General features: G+C 70.3%; 13 protein-coding genes and 2 pseudogenes. 8 read left to right on the plus strand and 7 right to left on the minus strand.

Going from position 1 to position 20,063, the window contains the following annotated elements; genetic code table 11:
* Nucleotides 1–6 precede the first annotated feature (6 nt).
* The 3 genes and pseudogenes from fxsT to M2266_RS00115 form a co-directional block, all read left to right on the plus strand.
* Nucleotides 7–3,981, plus strand: a complete 3,975-nt coding sequence (gene fxsT, locus M2266_RS00105) for an FxSxx-COOH system tetratricopeptide repeat protein (RefSeq protein WP_277436189.1) — start codon at nucleotides 7–9, stop codon at nucleotides 3,979–3,981.
* Nucleotides 3,982–4,435: 454 nt separating this feature from the next.
* Nucleotides 4,436–5,131: a glycoside hydrolase family 11 protein gene (locus tag M2266_RS00110; RefSeq protein WP_277441011.1), complete on the plus strand. Its 696-nt coding sequence runs from the start codon at nucleotides 4,436–4,438 to the stop codon at nucleotides 5,129–5,131.
* A 64-nt stretch (nucleotides 5,132–5,195) separates the two neighbouring features.
* Nucleotides 5,196–5,883: pseudogene (locus M2266_RS00115) on the plus strand (polysaccharide deacetylase family protein); the annotation flags it as partial.
* Between the two features lie 83 nt (nucleotides 5,884–5,966).
* Here the strand turns inward: M2266_RS00115 and M2266_RS00120 are convergent.
* The 3 genes from M2266_RS00120 to M2266_RS00130 all read right to left on the minus strand — a co-directional run bounded on the left by M2266_RS00120 (nucleotide 5,967) and on the right by M2266_RS00130 (nucleotide 8,675).
* A complete protein-coding gene (locus tag M2266_RS00120; RefSeq protein ID WP_277436190.1) occupies nucleotides 5,967–6,893 on the minus strand; it encodes an alpha/beta hydrolase in 927 nt (308 codons plus the stop codon).
* 414 nt (nucleotides 6,894–7,307) lie between these two features.
* Nucleotides 7,308–8,195: a DUF4231 domain-containing protein gene (locus M2266_RS00125; RefSeq protein WP_277436191.1), complete on the minus strand. Its 888-nt coding sequence runs from the start codon at nucleotides 8,193–8,195 to the stop codon at nucleotides 7,308–7,310.
* Nucleotides 8,196–8,216: 21 nt separating this feature from the next.
* On the minus strand, nucleotides 8,217–8,675 hold the full coding sequence (locus M2266_RS00130) for a hypothetical protein (protein ID WP_277436192.1): 459 nt from the start codon (nucleotides 8,673–8,675) through the stop codon (nucleotides 8,217–8,219).
* Between the two features lie 91 nt (nucleotides 8,676–8,766).
* Here M2266_RS00130 and M2266_RS00135 point away from each other — a divergent pair, with 91 nt between their 5' ends.
* From M2266_RS00135 to M2266_RS00145, 3 genes are all read left to right on the plus strand, one after another.
* Nucleotides 8,767–9,132 (plus strand): MerR family transcriptional regulator, encoded by a 366-nt coding sequence (locus M2266_RS00135; protein WP_277436193.1) that lies wholly within the window; start codon nucleotides 8,767–8,769, stop codon nucleotides 9,130–9,132.
* 127 nt (nucleotides 9,133–9,259) lie between these two features.
* Complete coding sequence (locus M2266_RS00140) at nucleotides 9,260–9,706, plus strand: SRPBCC domain-containing protein (RefSeq protein WP_277436194.1); 447 nt, start codon at nucleotides 9,260–9,262, stop codon at nucleotides 9,704–9,706.
* Entirely contained in the window at nucleotides 9,703–10,056 is a 354-nt protein-coding gene (locus tag M2266_RS00145) for a metalloregulator ArsR/SmtB family transcription factor (RefSeq protein ID WP_277436195.1), read from the plus strand. The genes M2266_RS00140 and M2266_RS00145 overlap by 4 nt, the downstream gene beginning before the upstream one ends.
* Nucleotides 10,057–10,151: 95 nt before the next feature.
* Here the strand turns inward: M2266_RS00145 and M2266_RS00150 are convergent, their stop codons facing one another.
* The 4 genes from M2266_RS00150 to M2266_RS00165 all read right to left on the minus strand — a co-directional run bounded on the left by M2266_RS00150 (nucleotide 10,152) and on the right by M2266_RS00165 (nucleotide 17,138).
* Complete coding sequence (locus tag M2266_RS00150) at nucleotides 10,152–10,838, minus strand: class I SAM-dependent methyltransferase (protein WP_277436196.1); 687 nt, start codon at nucleotides 10,836–10,838, stop codon at nucleotides 10,152–10,154.
* 68 nt (nucleotides 10,839–10,906) lie between these two features.
* On the minus strand, nucleotides 10,907–12,496 hold the full coding sequence (locus M2266_RS00155; protein ID WP_277436197.1) for an alpha/beta hydrolase: 1,590 nt from the start codon (nucleotides 12,494–12,496) through the stop codon (nucleotides 10,907–10,909).
* Nucleotides 12,493–13,884 (minus strand): serine hydrolase domain-containing protein, encoded by a 1,392-nt coding sequence (locus M2266_RS00160; protein ID WP_277436198.1) that lies wholly within the window; start codon nucleotides 13,882–13,884, stop codon nucleotides 12,493–12,495. Before M2266_RS00160 ends, M2266_RS00155 begins: the two co-directional genes overlap by 4 nt.
* Nucleotides 13,885–14,222: 338 nt before the next feature.
* Nucleotides 14,223–17,138: a glycoside hydrolase family 48 protein gene (locus M2266_RS00165; RefSeq protein WP_277441012.1), complete on the minus strand. Its 2,916-nt coding sequence runs from the start codon at nucleotides 17,136–17,138 to the stop codon at nucleotides 14,223–14,225.
* A 289-nt stretch (nucleotides 17,139–17,427) separates the two neighbouring features.
* On the opposite strand from M2266_RS00165, the pseudogene M2266_RS00170 reads away from it, so the two are divergent.
* Nucleotides 17,428–18,892 (plus strand): annotated as a pseudogene (locus tag M2266_RS00170) (cellulose binding domain-containing protein).
* Between the two features lie 397 nt (nucleotides 18,893–19,289).
* Nucleotides 19,290–20,036 carry an SOS response-associated peptidase gene (locus M2266_RS00175; RefSeq protein ID WP_277436199.1) on the plus strand — a complete coding sequence of 249 codons (747 nt, stop codon included), beginning with the start codon at nucleotides 19,290–19,292 and terminating at the stop codon, nucleotides 20,034–20,036.
* Nucleotides 20,037–20,063 lie beyond the last annotated feature (27 nt).

A 20,063-nucleotide genomic window follows, 5' to 3' on the forward strand; every position in this document is an offset into this window, starting at 1 on the left:
GACACAATGAGCGACGGCGGGCGACGGGGCAAGATCGTCACGTTCTATTCGTACAAGGGCGGCACCGGCCGCACGATGGCGCTCGCCAACACCGCCTGGATCATGGCCTCGGCCGGCCGCCGTACCCTCGTGGTCGACTGGGATCTCGAAGCGCCCGGCCTCGACCGTTTCTTACACCCCTTCCTTGATCAACGCGCCCTGCAGACCACTCCCGGCGTCCTCAACCTCATCACCGACTACGTGCAGAAAGTCTCCGACGAGAAGCGGCCCCACAAGCCACTGCACGAGTGGCACGAGCACGAACTCAAGACGCATGCGGCGTGGATGGCCCAACAGGCGAGCATCGAGCGCGCGGTGACCACCCTGGACTGGCGCTTCCCTCAGGGCGGCCGACTCGACTACATCTCCGCGGGCCGCCAGGACCGCAACTACTCCTCGTCCTTCTCGCAACTCGACTGGAACGTCTTCTACGAGAACCTGTTCGGCGGAGAGTACCTGGACGCCCTCTGCGAGGAGTTCCGCCGCGGCTACGACTACGTGCTCATCGACAGCCGGACGGGCCTCAGCGACATCTCCGACATCTGCACGATCCACTTCCCCGACGTGCTGGTGAACTGCTTCACGCTGAACGACCAGAACATCGACGGGGCCGCCGCCGTCGCCCGGCGCGTCGAGGACACCTACGGAGACCGTCGCCGGATCCGCATCCTGCCCGTCCCCATGCGCGTGGACGACTCCGACGGCGAGCGTTTGGGAGCCGCCCGGGCCAAGGTGCGCCACCGGTTCGACCAGCTGGTCGCCCGCATCTCCGACGCCGATCCGCGCGACTACTGGGGCGGGGTCGAGATCCCGTACAAGGCGACGTACGCCTACGAGGAGATCCTCGCCACCTTCCTCGACACTCCGCGCGCACCCGCCTCCCTGCTGGCCGCCTGTGAGCGGCTGACGAACGTCATCACCGAGGGCGACGTACCCGCCTTCCATCCGATGGACGACGTGCGCCGCGCCCGCTATCTCGACACCGTCACCCGCCGCCGTCCGCCGGGCGCCTCCCAGGTGTTCCTCAGTTACGTTCCCGCGGACCGCACCTGGGCCGAGTGGATCGGCCGGGTCCTGACCGACGCCGGGTTCACCGTCCGCGACGAGCTGTACGACTCGGGCGTCACCGCGGGCGCGTCCCTGACCGAGGCGACCGACCACCAGGTGGCCACCACGACCCGCACACTGGCCGTCCTCACCACCGCGTACCAGAACTCCCCGCACGCCAGGGCGGTCTGGGAGGCCGTCGCGTCCAGTGACATGACGGGCGCCAAACGCACCCTGGTACCGGTCAAGGTCAGCGACGTACGGCTGCGCGACCCGTTCGCCGACCGTATGCCCGTCGACCTCTCGCCCCTCGACGAGCAGGGCGCCCGAGCGGCCCTCCTGCGGGCCATGGACGCCCCCGCGCAGTTGCTCGAGCATCCGGCCGACCCCGCGCACAGCGGCCCGCGCTTCCCCGGCGCCCGACCGCCGGTGTGGTCCGTACCGCTGCGCAACATGTCCTTCACCGGCCGCTCGGCCATGCTCGACGACGTACGCGAACGCCTGCGGTCCACCGGCGCGGCCACGCTGCTGCACGGCATGGGCGGCGTCGGCAAGACCCAGCTCGCGCTCGAGTACGCCCACCGCTTCATGGCCGACTACGACGTGGTCTGGTGGATCTCCGCGGAGCTCACCAACGCCGCACGCGAGCAGTACGCCAAGCTCGCCCCTCACCTGGACGTGCTGCCCCGCGAGAGCATCAGCCGTACCGCGGAGGCCACCCGCGACGCGCTGCGACGCGGCGCGCCCTACCACCGCTGGCTGCTGGTCCTCGACAACGCCGACGACCCGGACGCTCTCAAGGAACTGCTGGTCAGCGGCGGTGACGGGCACATCATCATCACGACGCGCAAGGAGGGCTGGGCGCGCATCGCCGAGCCCTTGGAGGTCGAGGTCTTCACCCGCACCGAGAGCGTCGAACACCTGACCCGCTGGGTCCCGGCCATCAGTGCCGAGGACGCCGCGGGCGTCGCCGCCGTCCTGGGTGACCTCCCGCTGGCCATCGACCAGGCGGCCGCGTGGCTGAACGAGACGGGCCAGCAGGCCTCCGCCTACCGCGAACTGCTGGAGCGCCAGGTCGCCACCGCGGTCCACGGCACGCGCGACGACGTCTACCCCCTGCAGGTGGCGGCGACCTGGACGGTCTCCATCGACCGCCTGCGCGAGGCCGTGCCCGTCGCCGTCCGGCTGCTGGAACTCTGCGCGCACTTCAGCGCCGACCCGATCTCCCTCAACCTGCTCTACGGCCAGGAGATGGCCGACGCCCTGGGGGACTCCCAGCCGCTCGACGAGCACAGCTTGGGGCGTGCCATCCAGGAACTCAGTCGCTACGCGCTGGTCAAGGTCGACCGCAAGAGCCACAGCCTGCAGGTGCACCGACTCGTGCAGGCGGCCGTGCGGTCCTCCATGACCGCCGACGAGCACCGGGCGGCTTACACCACCGTGCACAGCGTCCTGGCCGGCGCGCGGCCGCCGCAGGGTGACGTGGAGAGCCCGGAGAACCGGAGCCGCTACGCCACCGTCTGGCCGCACCTGGCGCCGCCGTGGACTATCACCTCCCTCAACAACCGCATCCGGCAGCTCATGGCGGACCGCATGCGCTACCTGCGCACGCGCGGCGAGTACGACGCCGCCGTCGTGCTCGGCGAGGAGCTGGTCGCGTCCTGGACCCCGCGCACCGGTGAGGACGACCGGTGGACGCTGCACCTGCGCTTCCAGATCGCCAACGCGAAGCGCTCCCAGGGCGAGTACGAGGCGGCCCTGACCATCGACCAGGCCGTCCACGCCCGTCAGCTCGCCGTCCTGGGCCGCGACGACCCGCACACACTCATGACGGCCGGCAGCATCACCGCCGGCCTGCGCGGCGTCGGCCGCTTCCAGGAGGCGCTCGACCTCGACCGGCAGACCCGGGCCCGGTTCATCCACCTGTTCGGCCAGGACGACCCACGCTCACTGACCGCCGCCAACAACCTCGCCGTGTCCATGCGCATGTCCGGCGATTGTTTCGCTGCCCGCGACGTGGACGACGAGACCCGCGAACTGCGCACGAGCATCCTGGGCGAGAATCACCCGCTGACCCTCTCCTCCATGATCAGCCTCGGCCGCGACATGCGGTCGTGCGGCGACTACGAGGGTTCGCTGGCGATCCTGCGCGACGCCTACCTCAAGGCCTGCCGCCACTCGGAGCTGGGCAGTGACTACCCCCCTGCGCGGGAGGCGGCCAAGGCGCTGGCAACCACGCTGCGTCGGTTGGGGCAGCTGGAGGAGGCCGAGCGGCTCACGCTGGAGGTGCTGGAGAACTGCCGGCGCCGGTTCGGCGACCACTCGCCCGAAACCCTGGTTGTCTGGCTGGGACAGGCGGGACACCTGTCCGCCGCGCGCCGCCACACCGAAGCACGTGACCTGACCGAGAGACTGCTGGAAGGCTTCCGCACCGCCCTGCACCCCGAACACCCCAACACCCTGGCCTGCGCGGCCAACCACGCGGTACACCTGCTCGCCGCGGGCAACGCCGGCGAAGCCAGGGCCGTGGCCGAGGAGACCGGAAGCGTCCTGGAGCGGCTGCTCGGCCCCGAGCACCCGTTCTCGTTGTCCTGCTCCGTCAACCTCGCCAACGCGGAAGCCGCCCTGGGTGACACCGCCTCCGCCGAACAGCGTTACGGCACGGCGCTACCCGCCCTGCAGCGCCTCCTGCGACCCAACCACCCCTCGGTCCTGGTGTGTGCGGCCAACCACGCGCTCCTGCTGAAGGCCACGCATCGAACGGACGAGGGAGCCGCGCGCTTCACCCAGGTTCTGGAGACACTGGCCGGACTCCTGGGCGAGGACCACCCCAAGGTGACGCAGCTGCGGGACGGGGAGTGGGTCGGCCTGGAGCTCGACCCGCACCCCATCTGACGCGGAGCTGTCCGCTCCCCGCCAAGGCGTGACGCCGGGCGGAACGACACCGTCGAATACCGCGGTGCTTTCGGAGGGCTGGTGCCCCCGCAGAACAAACCCTGCCGTGTTCAGCGCTGCCTGCCACGAATTCTCCGGATGGGTCTATTCAAGCCATCGTCACGCGCCTGATCCAGAATCTCGAAATATTTCGAGCATCGCCTCAGGCCTACTCTGTAAACATTCGAAGAAGTTTCGGAAACAGAGTCATTGACCGCCCTTGCGAGCCCGATCCATACTTTCCAGCGGTCGAGGGTTCCCCCACCCGAGAAACGCCTTCACCGAGCTGCATGAAGCGGCCGTTCCAGCATTGCTCCACGGCCGCATTCCGCTTCTTCGGACGTAACCGTCGGCCGATCCCCTCACCCGTCCCCCGGAAGGAAACACGCACATGGACATGGACATGGGCACGGACATGGAGAAGGACAACGCACTCGCGCACCGAATGAGCCGCAGGGGCTTCATCGGCCGCGCCGGCGCCCTGACGCTGGCCGCGTCCGCGTCCGGGCTGCTGCTGCTGCCCGGCATCGCCAACGCCGCCTCCATCACCACCAACCAGACCGGTACCAACAACGGGTTCTACTACTCGTTCTGGACCGACGGTGGCGGGTCGGTCTCCATGAACCTCGGGTCCGGCGGCAACTACAGCACCTCGTGGCGCAACTGCGGGAACTTCGTCGCGGGCAAGGGCTGGAGCAACGGCGGCCGCAGGAACGTCTCCTACTCGGGCAGCTTCAACCCGTCCGGCAACGGATACCTGGCGCTGTACGGATGGACCTCGAACCCGCTCGTCGAGTACTACATCGTCGACAACTGGGGCACCTACCGGCCCACCGGAACCTACAAGGGTTCCGTCACCAGCGACGGCGGCACGTACGACATCTACCAGACGACTCGGTACAACGCCCCTTCCGTGGAGGGGACCAAGACCTTCAACCAGTACTGGAGCGTCCGGCAGGCGAAGAGGACGGGCGGAACCATCACCACCGGCAACCACTTCGACGCCTGGGCCCGCTACGGAATGCGGATGGGCAGCTTCAACTACTACATGATCCTCGCCACCGAGGGTTACCAGAGCAGCGGGAACTCCAACATCACGGTGAGCGGGTGAAGGTCCCGGACGCGCGACGAACCCGACCGCGGTCACACCGCCGACACGAGGAGGACCCGACCGCATGAGATCCCGACCACGCTCCCTGGCCATAGGACTGGCCGTCGCCGCGACGGCCGTGGCAGGCACCGTCACAGCCGGCGTCCACGCCACCCCGGCCCAGGCCGCCACCTGCAACGGATACGTCGGGCTGACGTTCGATGACGGCCCGTCCAACAGCCACACACCCGCTCTGCTCAACGCGCTCACACAGAACCGGCTGCGGGCCACGATGTTCAACGAGGGCCAGTACGCGGCCGCCTACCCCGCCCAGGTCCGGGCCCAGGTGCAGGCCGGCATGTGGGTCGGCAATCACAGCTACACCCATCCGCACCTGACCCAGCTGGGCCAGTCCCAGATCGACTCCGAGATCTCCAGGACGCAGCAGGCCATCACCAACGCGGGCGGCGGCAGCCCGCAGCTGTTCCGTCCTCCGTACGGTGAGACCAACGCGACCGTGCGGTCTGTGGAGGCCAGGTACGGGCTGACCGAGATCATCTGGAATGTCGACTCACAGGACTGGAACAACGCCAGTACGGACGCGATCGTGCAGGCCGTGAACCGGCTGACCAACGGCCAGATCATCCTCATGCACGAGTGGCCCGCCAACACCCTCGCCGCGATCCCGCGCATCGCGCAGGCCCTGGCGAACAAGGGCCTGTGCTCCGGCCGGATCTCCCCGCAGACCGGTCGCGCCGTCGCCCCCTGACGGCAGACGCACCGGCATTGGCGCCGGTATTGGCGCCGACCAGCGCGTCCCCACCGTAATGCTCTCCGCCGGCCGGCACGCGCCGTACTACGTGGGTGGCACCCCGTGGGCCATGGTGCGTGCCGCGTCCGGTGAGGCGGGATGGGTGCGGAGCCAGACCAGAACCTCGGGCAGCGCCGAGACCGCCGCGAAGTGCGCGACACCGGGTTGGAGCACCACGGTGGCTCCCTCGATGCGTTCGGCCAGCCAGCGAAAATGCCCCAGCGGCGAGAAGACATCGAGCTCACCGTGCCACAGCAGCGTCGGCACTCGGATGTCCGCGGGGTCGAATCCCCATTTCTGGCAGAACGACACCGCGTCGTCGACCCAACCGCCTGGGCAGTCCTCATCAGTGGCCAGCCCGGTCGCGAAGTTGCGGCGCAGCATTGTACGAATTCCGGCGTCGGCCACCACCGTGCGGTCGGCGACCGGCATTTCCTCGACCAGGTCCGATAAGAGGGAGAGCGGGTCGCCACTTATGGCGCCGGCGTTCTCGCCGAGGGATTTGGACAGTTCGTCGCGGTTCTGCTGGGCTTTGGTGTACTCGCGGACGTTGGACTCGGTCATGCCGTCGAACCAGTCGAGCCCTTCCGCATCGTGCGGGGCCAGGCTCACCAGAACGGCCGCGCTCCGCACGAGTCCCGGATATCTGGCAGCGCAGGCGAGTGCGTGCGGGCCGCCGCCCGAGCGGCCTACCACCGAGAAGGATTTCAGCCCGAGGCTCTCGGCGATGGTCCGCACGTCGTCGGCCGCGTGGACGACCTGCCGACCGGAGGCGCGGGTGGAGCCACCGTATCCGGGCCGATCGTATGCGATCAGGTAGATCCCGAGTTGGTAGAGCACCATCGTGCGGGGCCGGGGACCGTGGCGGCTGCCGGGAGTGCCGTGCAGGAGGAAGACCGGGTGGCCCTTGGGATCGCCCCATGCCTCGTAGACGAGCTTGCGCCCGTCCTCCGTGGTCACTTCACGGTTCACCCAGTGCCTCCCGTCGCTTGTGACCCCCCGCCCGGGTTCGCCGCCTGCGGCCGATTCGAATCACCGAAGTGGATCCTTTCACAGAGGATCCGTGCCACCGGCGGCTTTGCCACGACCGGCCAAGAAGTCATCCTTTTTGGTCACAGCGTCAATCGGCGAGCTAGAGAGCTCCTCAGTCAGCGCTGTAATCATTCCACGAATGGCTCCCGCAGGTCCCGGCAGTGCGGTCGCAGTTGCGACACAGCGTGGGACCGCGGAGGGGGAATTCGCGACGGCATCGCGCGGGACCGTCCACGGACGGCGGCGGAGACGGTCCCCAGACGACACGCAGGGTGGCCTATCGCGGCGCGTCCAGCCCGCGACCATCGCCCGTGCCACCGGCGGTAGGTCGTTCGACGGGCGACAGCGAGCCGGTCACTCGCCGTTCCACTTGACCATCCAGGTGTCGTTGAGCACGGAGATGACCTGTTCACAGCGTTCGACGAAAGCGTCGGGTCCCAGAGCGTCCTGTCCGGCCGCGTTCTCCCGTCGTCGCATGAGATGCTCCAACTCGGTCGCCGTACGGGTGAACTCCAGTTGCTGGTATTCGTACTTCGCCGCCATGGAATGTGCGGCGAGGACAGCGGCCACGGTCGAGGTCACAGCGACCCAGGCGGCTGCCGGCACGACGGCGAAGGCTCCCGACAGGGCTCCCAGCGCCGCTCCTGACGCGGCCAGCGCGAACTCGATCCGCCGCGTCAGGGCCAGCCGTCGGCCCATGAGCCGGGCCTTCGGCCGGTAGTAGTCCTGGATCTGGTTCTTCAATCGCAGCTCTATATACGAATCGACACCCGACACCGGCGGAAGTCCGCGGTTCCCGACCTCGACGCCCGCGATGTGCGGCAGCAGATCCGACGCCTCCCGGCGCGTCCTGTCGAACCGGTCCAGCAGCACGGGCAGAGCGTCGTCACCGCGGTAGGGGGCGACACCCGCCAGGAAGGTGTAGACATCCCTCTTGAACGCCTCGCTCGCCGAGCGCAACCGCGTCCAGTCCTGTATCTGCAGCGGGCCGGCCCGACCGGACACCACAGGGATCAGGCCGGCGGCGGCCGCTGCCACGCACGCCAGAACCTTCGCGAGGATCTCGTTCGCCGCCGCCAGTTGGGACGAAGCCGTCCCGACGACCGCGGCGGCGATGCCGAGCGCCAGTGAAGCCGCTCTGACTCTGCCGATCACGCGCTTGCGCCGATTGGCGGCCTGTGACCAGACGCCCTGTTCATTCCAGAGGTCCGTCACCGCTGAGCGCACGTCGGATGCCACCATGGCCACAATTCTGACGAAGCCTCAGCCCCTGAATGCGGGGAAGTCCCGAATTCGCGTCAGGTCGGCACGGCGGTGCCGCCACCAGGGCGCGAGCTGGACGACGCCGAAGGCCACTTCCATGACGAGGAACAGCCAGAGGAACCGCGGCGCACCGTGGGTCAGCGCGTACGCCTGCCACGCGGCGAACAGCGTGCGCGCGACGCCGTCGAGCAGTCCGTGCACCGGCAGCGGCCGGACGATGCGCAGAACGGCCCAGACGACCACGACCGAACCCATCAGGTTGGCGTACAGGGTCTGTATCGGGTCGAGTTCGGGCAGGCGGCCCAGGCCGAGTGTGTCGCCCAGGGACGACAGCGCGTCGTGCATCAGCGCATACGTCCAAGGTGTCGCGAACCCGGCCGTGACGACCAGGTCGTACCAGGCGCTCGCGCGTACGACGCGCAGATAGGGAGGACGGGTGGGGGTGAGGCGAGTGATCACAGTGAGGCTCCTGCTGTTCAGGGGGCGGCGACACCTCACGCTAAACAGTGGAGTACGGTCCAAGGTCAAGTCCATCAGCTGACGGAGGGTCATGCGTATCGGAGAGCTGGCCGCGCAGGCGGGCATGAGCAGGGACACCATCCGGTTCTACGAGAAGATCGGCCTCGTCCAAGGCCGACGGCTGCCCAACGGATATCGCGACTTCCCGCCCGAGACGGTGACCTGGCTGCACTACGTGCGCACCGCGCAGACACTGGGCTTCTCCCTGGCGGAGATCGCACGGACCGGCGAAGAACTGCGCGCACTGCCGGATGCCGCGGAAGCGTTGTCCGTGCTGTTCCAGGAGAAGATCCACGTCGTCGACGCCCGCATGGCCGAACTCGCCACCCTGCGGACGGAACTCGTCGCACGCGTCGGTACCGGATGCCCCCTGCGGGCAGCCGGCCGGTCGGCCTGAGCGCGCCCGAGCGCACCCGCCATGAGCCGGCGGACTTTCCTTCGAGACGCAACCCAACGGTTGCACCCAGGTGAGCGATGTGCAACTCTGGAGTTGCACTCAATGACGACAGTGAAGGAGTCTTCCCATGAGCGAGGATCGGATCGAACGTGACACCCTGATCGCGGCACCGATGGAGCGGGTCTGGTCGCTGGTGGCACAGCCCGGGTTCTGGGTGGCCGACAAGGCGAGTCTGCCCGGCACGGAGGCCAGGGAAGGCGAAGTGCTGGTGGCGAAGCACCCCGAGCACGGTGACTTCCCGGTGCGCGTGGAGAAGGTCGAGCCGCCGACGTACCTGGCCTACCGCTGGACCAGCGCGTTCCCGGGAGAGGAACTGCGGGAGGACAACAGCACCCTCGTGGAGTTCACCCTGACCCCCGAGGGCGACCAGACACGGCTGCGCGTCGTCGAGAGCGGGTTCCTGGCGCTGGCCGGTTCCGACGAGCTGCGCGAGGAGAACCACAAGGACCACAGCGGAGGCTGGCCGCTGGAGCTGGACGCCCTCAAGTCGCGCGCCGAACAGCCGTCCGTGTGACGGACGAACAGGGCGGCGCGGACGAACCGGTCGACAGCGTCCTGACCGCACTGGCCGACCCGACGCGCCGTCAGTTGCTGCAACTGCTCGCCGCCCAGGGTGAGGCCACCGCGACGACGCTTGCCGAGCGGCTGCCTGTCTCGCGGCAGGCTGTGGTCAAGCACCTCGGCGTCCTCGACGCCGCGGGACTGGTCTCCGGCAGCCGGGTCGGACGCGAGGTGCGGTACACGGTGCGGCCCGCGGCCCTGGACGCCACGGCCCGGTGGATGGCCGCGCTCGCGACCGACTGGGACCAGCGGCTGGCGATCATCAAGCGCGCCGCCGAGGCGGCGGAGCGGAACGAGCGCTGACGCGCCCGGCGTGATCGCCCGCGGACGGAGGAGGCTCGGGTCCGGTGGCGGCGACACCAGGCCCGAGCGGACCTGCCCCCTACTCTCCCGTCCGGTCAGCGCAGTCGGCGAGCGCGCAGCACCACGTCGTCGGTGTGGTGCGCTCCGGCGCCGCCATCGGGTACGACGCGCGCCCGCTGCTCGTCGACCTGCACCTCCCAGTCGTCGTCCAGCAGCGCGACGACCATCGAGGGCCAGACGTAGTCGTCCGGGTCGAATCCGTCCTCGCGCGCCGGCTCGGCGTCCATCCCCGCGTGGTGCACGAGCAGCAGCACACCACCCGGTGCGACGGCCGCGAGCAACGCCCGCTCGGACGCGCCGTCGGGGCTGCGCAGCAGCGCCGGGTACTGCGCGGAGACCAGGTCGAAGGAGCCCGGCGGCAGTGCCGCCCGCGCCAGCTCGGCGTGCACCCACCGAATCGTGAGATCGGCGTCCCGGGCGTGCCCGGCCGCTCGCTCCAGGGCCACGCTCGAGACCTCGAGGGCGGTCACGTCCCAGCCGCCGCGCGCGAGCCAGAGGGCGTCCGCGCCCTCGCCGCAGCCGACGTCCAGGGCCCGACCGGGGGCGAGCCCGGCGGTCTCGGCCACGAGCGCGCCGTTGGGCTGTCCGCTCCACAGCTGGTGCCGGTCGGCGTAACGGCTGTCCCACTCCGCACGCACCGCGGGGTCTCCGACGTATCCGTCGGCGGACGAGGGGGTGGCGGACGCGGGGGACTGTGCTGCGAAGTCGATGTCATCGGTCATGGGCCCACCGTCACCCATCGCGTCCCGATCGCGCCACTCCTGTTGCCGGTTCGGCAACGTCCCGGGCCTCATCGTCCCGCGCGCGGGCCGCGGGTCCCGCCGGTGGGTACGGACCCCGCGCAGGCGACGTCCGCGGTGGGCAGTTTCCCGGTCCGCAGGTAGGCGTTGACCGTGTCATCGGCGCAGACGTTGCCGTAGGAGCCGAAAATGCCGTGCTGGTCGGCGCCGTTCACGGTGACCAGGCGCGAACTGGGCCACGCACGGTGCATCGCGGTGGCGCCGGCGTAGGGCGTACGCGGGTCACCCGTGGCGTTGACCATCAGGGCCGGAAGGTCGTGGCGCACGGCGGTGGGACGCTCGCGCGGCCGGTCCCAGAACGCGCAGGGAGTGATGTCGTTCGTGAACGGTCCCATCAGCGGATGACGCTCGCGGCTGCGCTGGATGCCGCGCCAGTACACCTCCGGGTCACGCGGGGCGGCCACGTCACCGCAGAGGATCGCGGTCTGCACGCTGCCGTAGGCCGATCCGCCGTCGCCCCCCTTGAGCACGAAGTCCAGCGCGGCCGCCAGATCGGCGTCGGGCTCGGCCGGCCGGCCCTGCGCGGCCTGCCACATGGTCCGGATCACGGACGCGAACGACCGACGCGCCGGCTCCGTGTCGTCCGACAGGCCGCTGAAGACCATGAAGGGCACCGTGTGCTCGTCGAGCCGGTACGACGGCGTGGACCCGCCGCCGATCGTCAGGGGTCGCTCGGTCGCGGCGTGCTGGATGCGGTCGATAGTGGCCAGGACCGCGTCACGGGTCGTACCGAGCCCGTAGTCCGCGTCGTGCTGGGCGGCCCACGCGGCCCAGTGGCGCAGTGCCTTCTCGTTGATGGCCTCGGTGCCGACGAGCAGCCGGGGGCTGTAGCGGGCGGGATCGATCACGCCGTCGAGGACCATGCGGTCGGTACGGCCGGGGAACATCGTCGCGTAGACCTCGCCGAGGTACGTGCCGTAGGAGTAACCCAGGTAGGAGACACGGCGCTCGCCGAGGGCGGCCCGGACGACGTCCATGTCGCGGGCGGTATTGCGGGTGGTGATGTACGGCAGCACATCCGCGTTGGTCGCGCGACACCGGTCGGCCAAGTCCCGCTGCAACGCTGTCATCCGGTCGAAGCCGGCCCGGTCGTGACCGGCGAAGCGGAAGGGGCTGCCGGTCGGCCATCCGCAGTCCAGCGGGGTGCTGCGGCCGACGAATCGGGGGTCCATGCCCACGATGTCGTAGCGGTCGCCCACGTCCCGCAGCGCGTCGTGCACCCAGGGCGGGTCGCCCAGGTCCGTTCCGCCCGGGCCGCCGGTGTTGAGCAGGAGGGAGCCGACGCGGTGCGCGGTGTCCGCCGCTGCGATCCGCGAGATGGCGACCGTGATCGTGCGGCCGCCGGGATCGGTGTAGTCGAGCGGCACGGTGACGTCCGCGCAGCGCGCCCCGGCCTTCTCCAGCTCCTTGCCGGTGTCGTCGCCGGGGCCGAGGACGCAGCTCTTCCAGAGCAGTGGCTGGTGCTCGTACCGGTCCAGGCCGGTAGCGGATATCGGACCGGTCGCGGCCACGGCCACGGCCGGCAAAGTGGTCAGGACGGCGGTGGCGGCGAGGGCCAGCGCGCAGGCGCGGAGGCTCATGCGGAATCCCCTTCGGTCGTGCGGTCGGACGTCGTACGGGCGGACGTCGTACGGATGGGCGTCGTAAGGATGGGCGCGGTACGGACGAGTGCGGTGCCGGCGGAAGCCGTACGGGCGGGGGTCGTACGGGCGGAATCCGTCTGGGCAGGAGCCGTACGAACGGAATCCGTCCGCGCGGGAGTCGTGGGGGCGCGGTCCGGTCGGCGGCCTTCGCACAGGGCCGCCTCCACCACGCCGCGGAACTCCTCCTCCGCTCGCTCGGTGGACGGCACCTGGGTGAGCGCGACGGCCACGCGGCGCCCGCCGGGGCCGACCGCACCGAGCGCCCGGTGGCCTCCGGGCACGGTTCCGGCGTGGCCCCACCACACCCCGCCGCAGCGCAGCGGACTGGAGATCAGACCGAGTCCGTAGCGGGCACCGGGCCACAGGCGGTCCGGGTCGGCTGCCACCGTGTCCTGCATGGCGGCCAGTTGCGCCGGGGGCAGCAGGCGGCCGCCGAGCAGGGCGGCGAAGAAGTGCTCCAGGTCGGCGGGTGAGGAGACCAGGGCGCCGCCGGTGCCCGCGAACGTCATGTTCCAGTCGGTGCCGTCCGTCCGGCCGGCCGCCTGCTCGGGCACCCAGTAGCTGTGCGAGTGCGGGCCGTGCAGGTGCGGGTCGTCGCCGGGCCAGGAGGTGTCGCGCAGCCCGAGCGGCCGGATGATCCGGCGGGTGATCTCGGATTCAGCCGAGCGACCGGTGACCTTTTCGATGATCAGGCCGGCGGCCAGGTAGTTGGTCGTCGCGTAGTGGAAGGAGGAACCGGCCGGTGTGATGGGGTGCGGCATGCCCAGCGCCCGGGTGATCAGCTCGCGCGGCTCGAAGTGGTGGTATCGCAGCCGCTCGGGGTGAGCCCAGTCGAGCGAGTCGAGGTAGTCGGGCAGCCCGCTGGTGTGTTGCAGCAGCTGCCGAACGGTGATTCTCCTGCCGTCGTATCCGTTGCCGCTGATCAGACCGGGTACGTAGCGGTCGATCGGCGCCTCGGGGTCGATCCGGTGCTCGGCGGCGAGTTGCAGGACGACCGTGGCGGTGAACGTCTTGGTGACACTGCCGACGCGCAGCCGGTCCCGGGCGGTCATCGGGCGGCCGGTGTCGAGGTCGGCCGTTCCGGTGGCGTCGCTCCAACGGCCGCACACCGGGTCGGTGACCTCGACGGCGGCGCCCGCGAGATGGTCGCCGTCGGCCAGCGTGCGCAGTGCCCGGCGCACGGCGTCATGTTCACCGCAGCCGGGTAACGCCGTGTTCGAGGGGCGCGCGGCGGGGGCGGCGGCCGCCGGAGCCACGCCCGCGGCCAGCACGAACGCGGCGGCCGCGAGGGCCGCCGCCGTGCGCGGATGTTTCACAAGTCCCATGCGCACCGACGCTATGCGGCGCCGTTCTGCGACTCACTCCGGCCAGCTCCCGGCCACAACGGGTGTCACCCCTACCGCCGTTGCTCGGGCTACCCCCATCCAGGGGTCATCTGGGATCCGCACGACGCCATACGGCACTGCGCCGCGGAACCGGTCGCACAGCGAGCCGCACCAGCGGCGGGCCTGGCCAAGGTGCCGCGCACTGAGCCGATCTTCGCGCTGCTGTAAACGCCCGGATGAGGAGAGGCGCCGGGTGCCGCCTTCCCGACATGGGGGACGGCCGGACGGAGCCCGGGTGCGGGCTGCCGTCCGGCCGCGAGGCGCGGAGCGCCGGGGCGCTATTCGAGGAGCTCCGCGTACGTACCCATGGCCATGGCGATGTCCGCCTGGGCCCAGAAGCGGTGGTACGTGAAGGACGGGGCCGCGCCGCCCGCCAGGTACGCCTGGATCTTCGGCCAGGCCGGGTCGTTCTTGTAGAACGACCGCAGCGAGGAGAACGTCGACGCGGAGTTGATCGCGTCACCGTTGGGCATCGTGCCGGTCCATCCGCTCGGCACGGAGACGGGGTCGTTGAAGCGGCTGTAGTCGGTGCGGGTCTCGGGCACCGCGATGCCGATCGCATCCCGGTTGTGGTCCCACATACCGTCGAGCAGCGCCTTGGCGACCGTCTTGGCCTGGGCGTTGCCGGACTTCGCGGCGTAGTAGGACAGGGTCTTGGCGTACGCGGCGGCCACGCCGACGTCGTTGGTGTAGTCGGCGACGGTCACGTGCAGACTCGCGTTGGCGCCGGGGCTGGTGGCGTTCCAGGTGTCCGGGGCGCCGGCCCAGTGCAGGGTGGAGGGGATCAGGAAGGTGCCGTCGGGGTTGATGGTGGTCTTCGACAGGGCCCAGCCGACCCACTTGTCGAGTACGGCCTTCGCCGCGGCGCTGCCGCTCTCGTGGTAGTACTCGGCGACGCGCTCCATCGACCACGCCTGGAAGCCGAACCACTGGTTCGACGGCGGGTCGTGGTAGACCGGCGCCTCGTCGTAGAACATGCCGTAGAACGTGGGCGTCCCGGCGGGCGGGGTCGCGTAGCGGCCCTGCCAGCTGTTGGTCGCGCCGCCCGCTATGGCGCCCTCGTCGGACTGCAGCCAGCGGTAGAACTCCAACTGCCGTCCCAGGCTGGTCGCCCAGTCGGCCTGTCCGGTCGCCGACTTGGGCTTGAGGTCGGCGTTCTGGCTCAGCGCGTAGGCCGCCATCGGGTTCTGGTAGCCGCCATGCGCGTGGCCGGAGCCGATGCGCCATGCCCAGCCGGCAGACGGGTCGGCGGCGCCGCCCCAGGCGTAGTACCAGGTCAGCAGGTACTCGGAACTGTTCTTGCCGGAACCTGCCGGGCAAGCGGACGGCCCGACGCAGTTGCCTATCTTCTTGAAGTACTTGTCGTACATCGCGTACCGCAGGTAGTCGCCCATCTTGGCGGCCTTGCCGACGGTGGTCGACACCGCGGTGCCCTTGCCCTGCTCCTTGGCCCATATGTCGGCCCAGTAGGCGGCCTGCACCGCGCGGGCGTCGGCGTCGGGGGCGTCGGTGAACTTCCACTGCTTGGCGTAGGAGGCGTCCTTGGTGAACAGGTCCAGGTAGCCGTTCTTACCGCCGTACTGGAAGTCGTCGCAGGTCGGTTGCGGAACGGTCTCCCAGACCGACTCCTGCGGGCCGCGCTGGAAGGTGTTGATGTACGAGGGGCCGGTGTCGGTGGGGCCGGCCGTGCACTTGCCGGGAGAGTTGCCGTAGCCGTAGACGTTGTCGACGTCCTGCAGCCAGTGCATGCCGTAGATGTCGTCGGTGCCGTACGCGCTCTTCAGTTCACCGGCGATCGGGTCGGTGCCCGCGGCGACCGAGGGGTCGAGGGCCGCCGGGTACTGCGAGGGCAGGTCCCATTCGGGTGCGTAGGTGGCGGGTTTCGACGCGTTGTAGAAGGAGTTGGTGGGCTGGTCGGCGTGGGTGGGGATCATGTACTTCTCCATGAGGTCCCACGCACCGTTGAACTTCGTCCAGTCCCCGGTGATCTTCCCGTACATGGCCTGCAGCCAGATCAGGTAGCTGTACGCCTCCGAGGTCGTCTCGTGGCCCTGGTCGGGGGCCTCGACGATCAGCGTCTCCACCGAGTGGTAGGGGATGCCCTCGGGCGAGAAGTAGCCGCTCGCCGGGTCGTTGATCTTCGCGTACAGGTCGAGGAAGCGGGCGTCGTAGTCCTGGCCGGCGGCCAGTTCCGTGACGGACACCTGGGCCTGGGCCAGACCCGGCGCGGTCACGGTGAATGTGGCCGCCCCGGTGCCCGCGGCGTCGGCGGCGACGGTGACCTGCTGGGCGGTGGCCCAGTTCGCCGGGGTGAACGTCAGGCTCGCGCCGGAGGTGATGGACAGTCCGGTGTTGCCTGCCGTGCGGGCCACGGTGGCGGTGACGTTCGCGGTCGGCGCGGCGGAGAGCTTGACGCCGAAGGAGCCCGTCTTCGATTGCTGGACGGAGAGTTGGGAGGGTGTGGCGATCAGCGCCGCACCGGCGGCGACCGTGATGCCGACCGGCGTGGACTCGCCCGAGGCGCCCTGGTTGTCGTACGCCTTCGCGTACAGCGAGTACGCTCCGGCCGCGAGACCGGTGGCGTCGAAGGTGTACGGGGCGCTGGTGTCGGTGCCGAGCAGGGTGGTGTCGCTGTAGAACTCGACCTTGGTGACGGTGGCGCCGTCGGCGGCCGCGGCGGTGGCGGCCATCGGCACGGCGGCGCCCGCGGTGAAGACCGCTCCGGGCGCCGGGCTGGTCAGCACCGCGAGAGGCGGTTGGTGGGCCCCGGCGCACAGGGTGCCGTTGACGGAGAAGGCGGTCGGGGCGGCATTGGTGCCGCTGTAGCTGAAGTTGGCGCCCGCGCTGACGGCGGCGCCAGCGGCGATGGTCCGGTTCCAGTCCATGTTCTTGGCGGTGACGGTCTTGCCGGACTGCGTCCAGGCGGCGCTCCAGCCGCTCGACAGCTGCTGATTGCCCGCGTACGCGTACGTCAGGGTCCAGCCGTCGAGGGCGGCCGTGCCGCGGTTGGTGATGGTGACGTTGGCGGTGAAGCCGCTGCCCCAGTCATTGGCCGTGTAGTCGACGCCGCACTGCACGGCGGCGGCCCGCGCGGGGCCGGCTTCGGCGACGGTCAGGGCCACCGGCAGCGCGAGCGCCACCACGAGCGCTGTCCGTAATCGCCACTTGACTCTACTTCTTGACAACGCGGGCATGGCCATGGGGCCCTCCTCGGCGGCTCGGAAACGTGGGGGTGTGCAGCAGGAGCACCAGTGGGAGCGCTCCCATGATTCGAGCGGCGCGCAATTGCTGTCAAGGAAAATTACAAAGACCGCCCCGCCAAACTGCTCCGCTTGATGAGGTGAACGCACCCCCTGGCGCGGTCCGCCACTCGCCACTACATTCTGACGACACCAGTGGGAGCGTTTCCGTCGACCGAGTGCCGCAGCAGGGCGCTTGTGACCTCAAGGAGCGCTCGTGTCACCACCCCCGCGCCTACCGATCCTGCTCGCCGGAGCCGCCCTCCTCCTGGCGGGCACGGCCCTGGTCCCGCTCGCCTCCACCTCCGCTGCCGGGGCAACACCCCTGTGCACGGTGCAGTACACCACCACCAACCAGTGGGAAACCGGCTTCCAGGGCGCCGTCAGCATCACCAACAATGGTCCCGCGCTCAGCAGTTGGGCGCTGACCTTCGACTTCACCGGCAACCAGAAGGTGACGCAGGGCTGGAACGCCAAGTGGTCCCAGTCCGGCGCCACCGTCACCGCCGCCAACGAGAGCTGGAACGGCTCCCTGGCCACCGGCGGCAACGTCTCCGGGGGATTCCTCGCGTCCTGGTCCGGGACCAACCCCGCCCCCACCGTCTTCAAGCTCAACGGTGTCACCTGCAACCAGGACACCCAGCCGCCGACGACGCCGCCCACCACCCCGCCCACGACCCCGCCGGGGAATCCGGGCGCGCCGCCCAAGCTGCACGTGTCGGGCAACAAGCTCGTCGACCAGAACGGCGCCACCCGCCGGATGCTCGGCGTCAACCGCTCGGGCGGCGAGTTCCTGTGCGTCCAGGGCTACGGCTTCTTCGACGGCCCGGTCGACGACGCGTCGGTCGCCGCCATCGCGTCCTGGGGCGTCAACACCGTCCGCATCCCCCTCAACGAGGAGTGCTGGCTGGGCCTGGACAACGTCAACCCCGCCTACGCCGGCGCCGCCTACATCAGCGCCGTCAAGGCCTTCGCCGGCCGCCTCGAAGCGCACGGGATCACGCCGCTGGTCGAACTCCACTGGACACACGGGCAGTACACCGGCAACTCCTCCGGCTGCGCCGACATCCACGCGACCTGCCAGAAGCCGATGCCCGACGCCCAGTACACGCCGGCCTTCTGGACCTCGGTCGCCAACACCTTCGCGGCGGATCCGGCCGTCGCCTTCGACCTGTTCAACGAGCCCTATCCGGACCGCGCCACCTCCACCGCCGATCAGGCGTGGGCCTGCTGGCGTGACGGCGGCACCTGCCCCCGGCATCGGCTACGAGGTGGCGGGAATGCAGGACCTGCTGGACGCCGTCCGCGCCACGGGTGCGACCAACCTCGTCCTGATCCCGGGGCTCGCCTACTCCAACGACCTGAGTCAGTGGCTGCGGTACGCGCCGACCGACCCGGCGGGCAACCTCGCCGCGGCCTGGCACAGCTACAACTTCAACACCTGCTCGACGGCGACCTGCTGGGACGCCACCCTCGCGCCGGTCGCCGCCCGTGTCCCGCTCGTCGCGGGTGAGATCGGCGAGAACACCTGCGGGCACGGCTACATCGACGGTGTCATGCGGTGGCTCGACCAGCACGGAGCCTCATACCTGGGCTGGACGTGGAACACCTGGGACTGCTCCACCGGCCCGTCCCTGATCAGCAACTACGACGGCACTCCCACTGCCTTCGGCATGGGGCTGCGGGACCATCTGCGTGCTCTGAGCTGACCGGTACGCCTCCGCGCCGGGGCAACGGCCGCAGGCTGCCGGGGCGAGGCCGGGGCGAGGCGGGGTCCGCACCCACGTGGTGCGGACCCCTCGGCGCGCTCACGGATACCTCGCCCCGTGCCCCGGAGCGGCGGCCGGCCGGACAGGCTCCCCGCGGGTCTCATCACGGCGGCGCACCGCCGGGGAGCCAGCCCGGTCCGGCCCCCACCGCCTGAACCGCCGCGCCCGGCACCCCGGACCACGGCGTCCTGCGGCTCCCGGCCGGCCCGGGCGGCGTCCGAGAACATCCCGCCCCGGGCCGGGCCCCGGAGCCGGGCCCGCGACCGGGAGCCCTGCGGCAGCCGGGCCGCGGACCCAATGCCGGGCTACCGCCCGCGGGCGTGGCAGGGTGGGTGTCATGTGTGGCCGATACGTCTCCACCCGCACCCCGCAGGACCTCGCTCCGCTGTTCCACGTCAGCGCTCCGCATCCGGAACAGGTCCTGGCGCCGAGCTGGAACGTGGCTCCGACGGACGACGTGTGGGCCGTGCTGGAGCGGGCCGACCACGAAAGCGGGGAGCTGGCGCGGCAGCTGCGTCCGCTGCGCTGGGGCCTGGTGCCGTCCTGGGCCAAGAGCCTCGGCGTCGGAGCGAAGATGATCAACGCCCGGGTGGAGACGGTCCACGAGAAGCCGGCTTACCGACGCGCGTTCGCCAAGCGGCGGTGCCTGTTGCCGGCCGACGGCTTCTACGAGTGGCAGGCGGTCCCGGCGACCGAGAGCGCCAAGGCCTACAAGCAGCCGTACTTCATCAGCCCCGAGGACGGCGCGGTGATGGCCATGGCAGGGCTGTACGAGTTCTGGCGGGACCCGGAGGTGGCGGGGGACGACGACCCGGGGGCGTGGTGGATGACCTGCACCATCATCACCACGGAGGCCACCGACGCGGCCGGGCGGATCCATCCGCGGATGCCGCTGGCCATCGCCCCGTCCGACCACGACGCGTGGCTCGACCCCACCCATCAGGACCCGCACGAGCTCCGGGCGCTGCTCACCACTCCGGCCGGCGGCCACCTCGACACCCGAGCGGTCTCCACCGCGGTCAACAGCGTGCGCAACAACGGCCCCCAGCTCCTGGACGCCCCGCCCGCGGAGCGCACCGCGTAGCCGGAGAGCGAAGTGCCGCCCGCCCGG

The organism is Streptomyces sp. SPB162, assembly GCF_029504575.1.
In the GTDB taxonomy this organism is placed as follows: domain Bacteria; phylum Actinomycetota; class Actinomycetes; order Streptomycetales; family Streptomycetaceae; genus Actinacidiphila.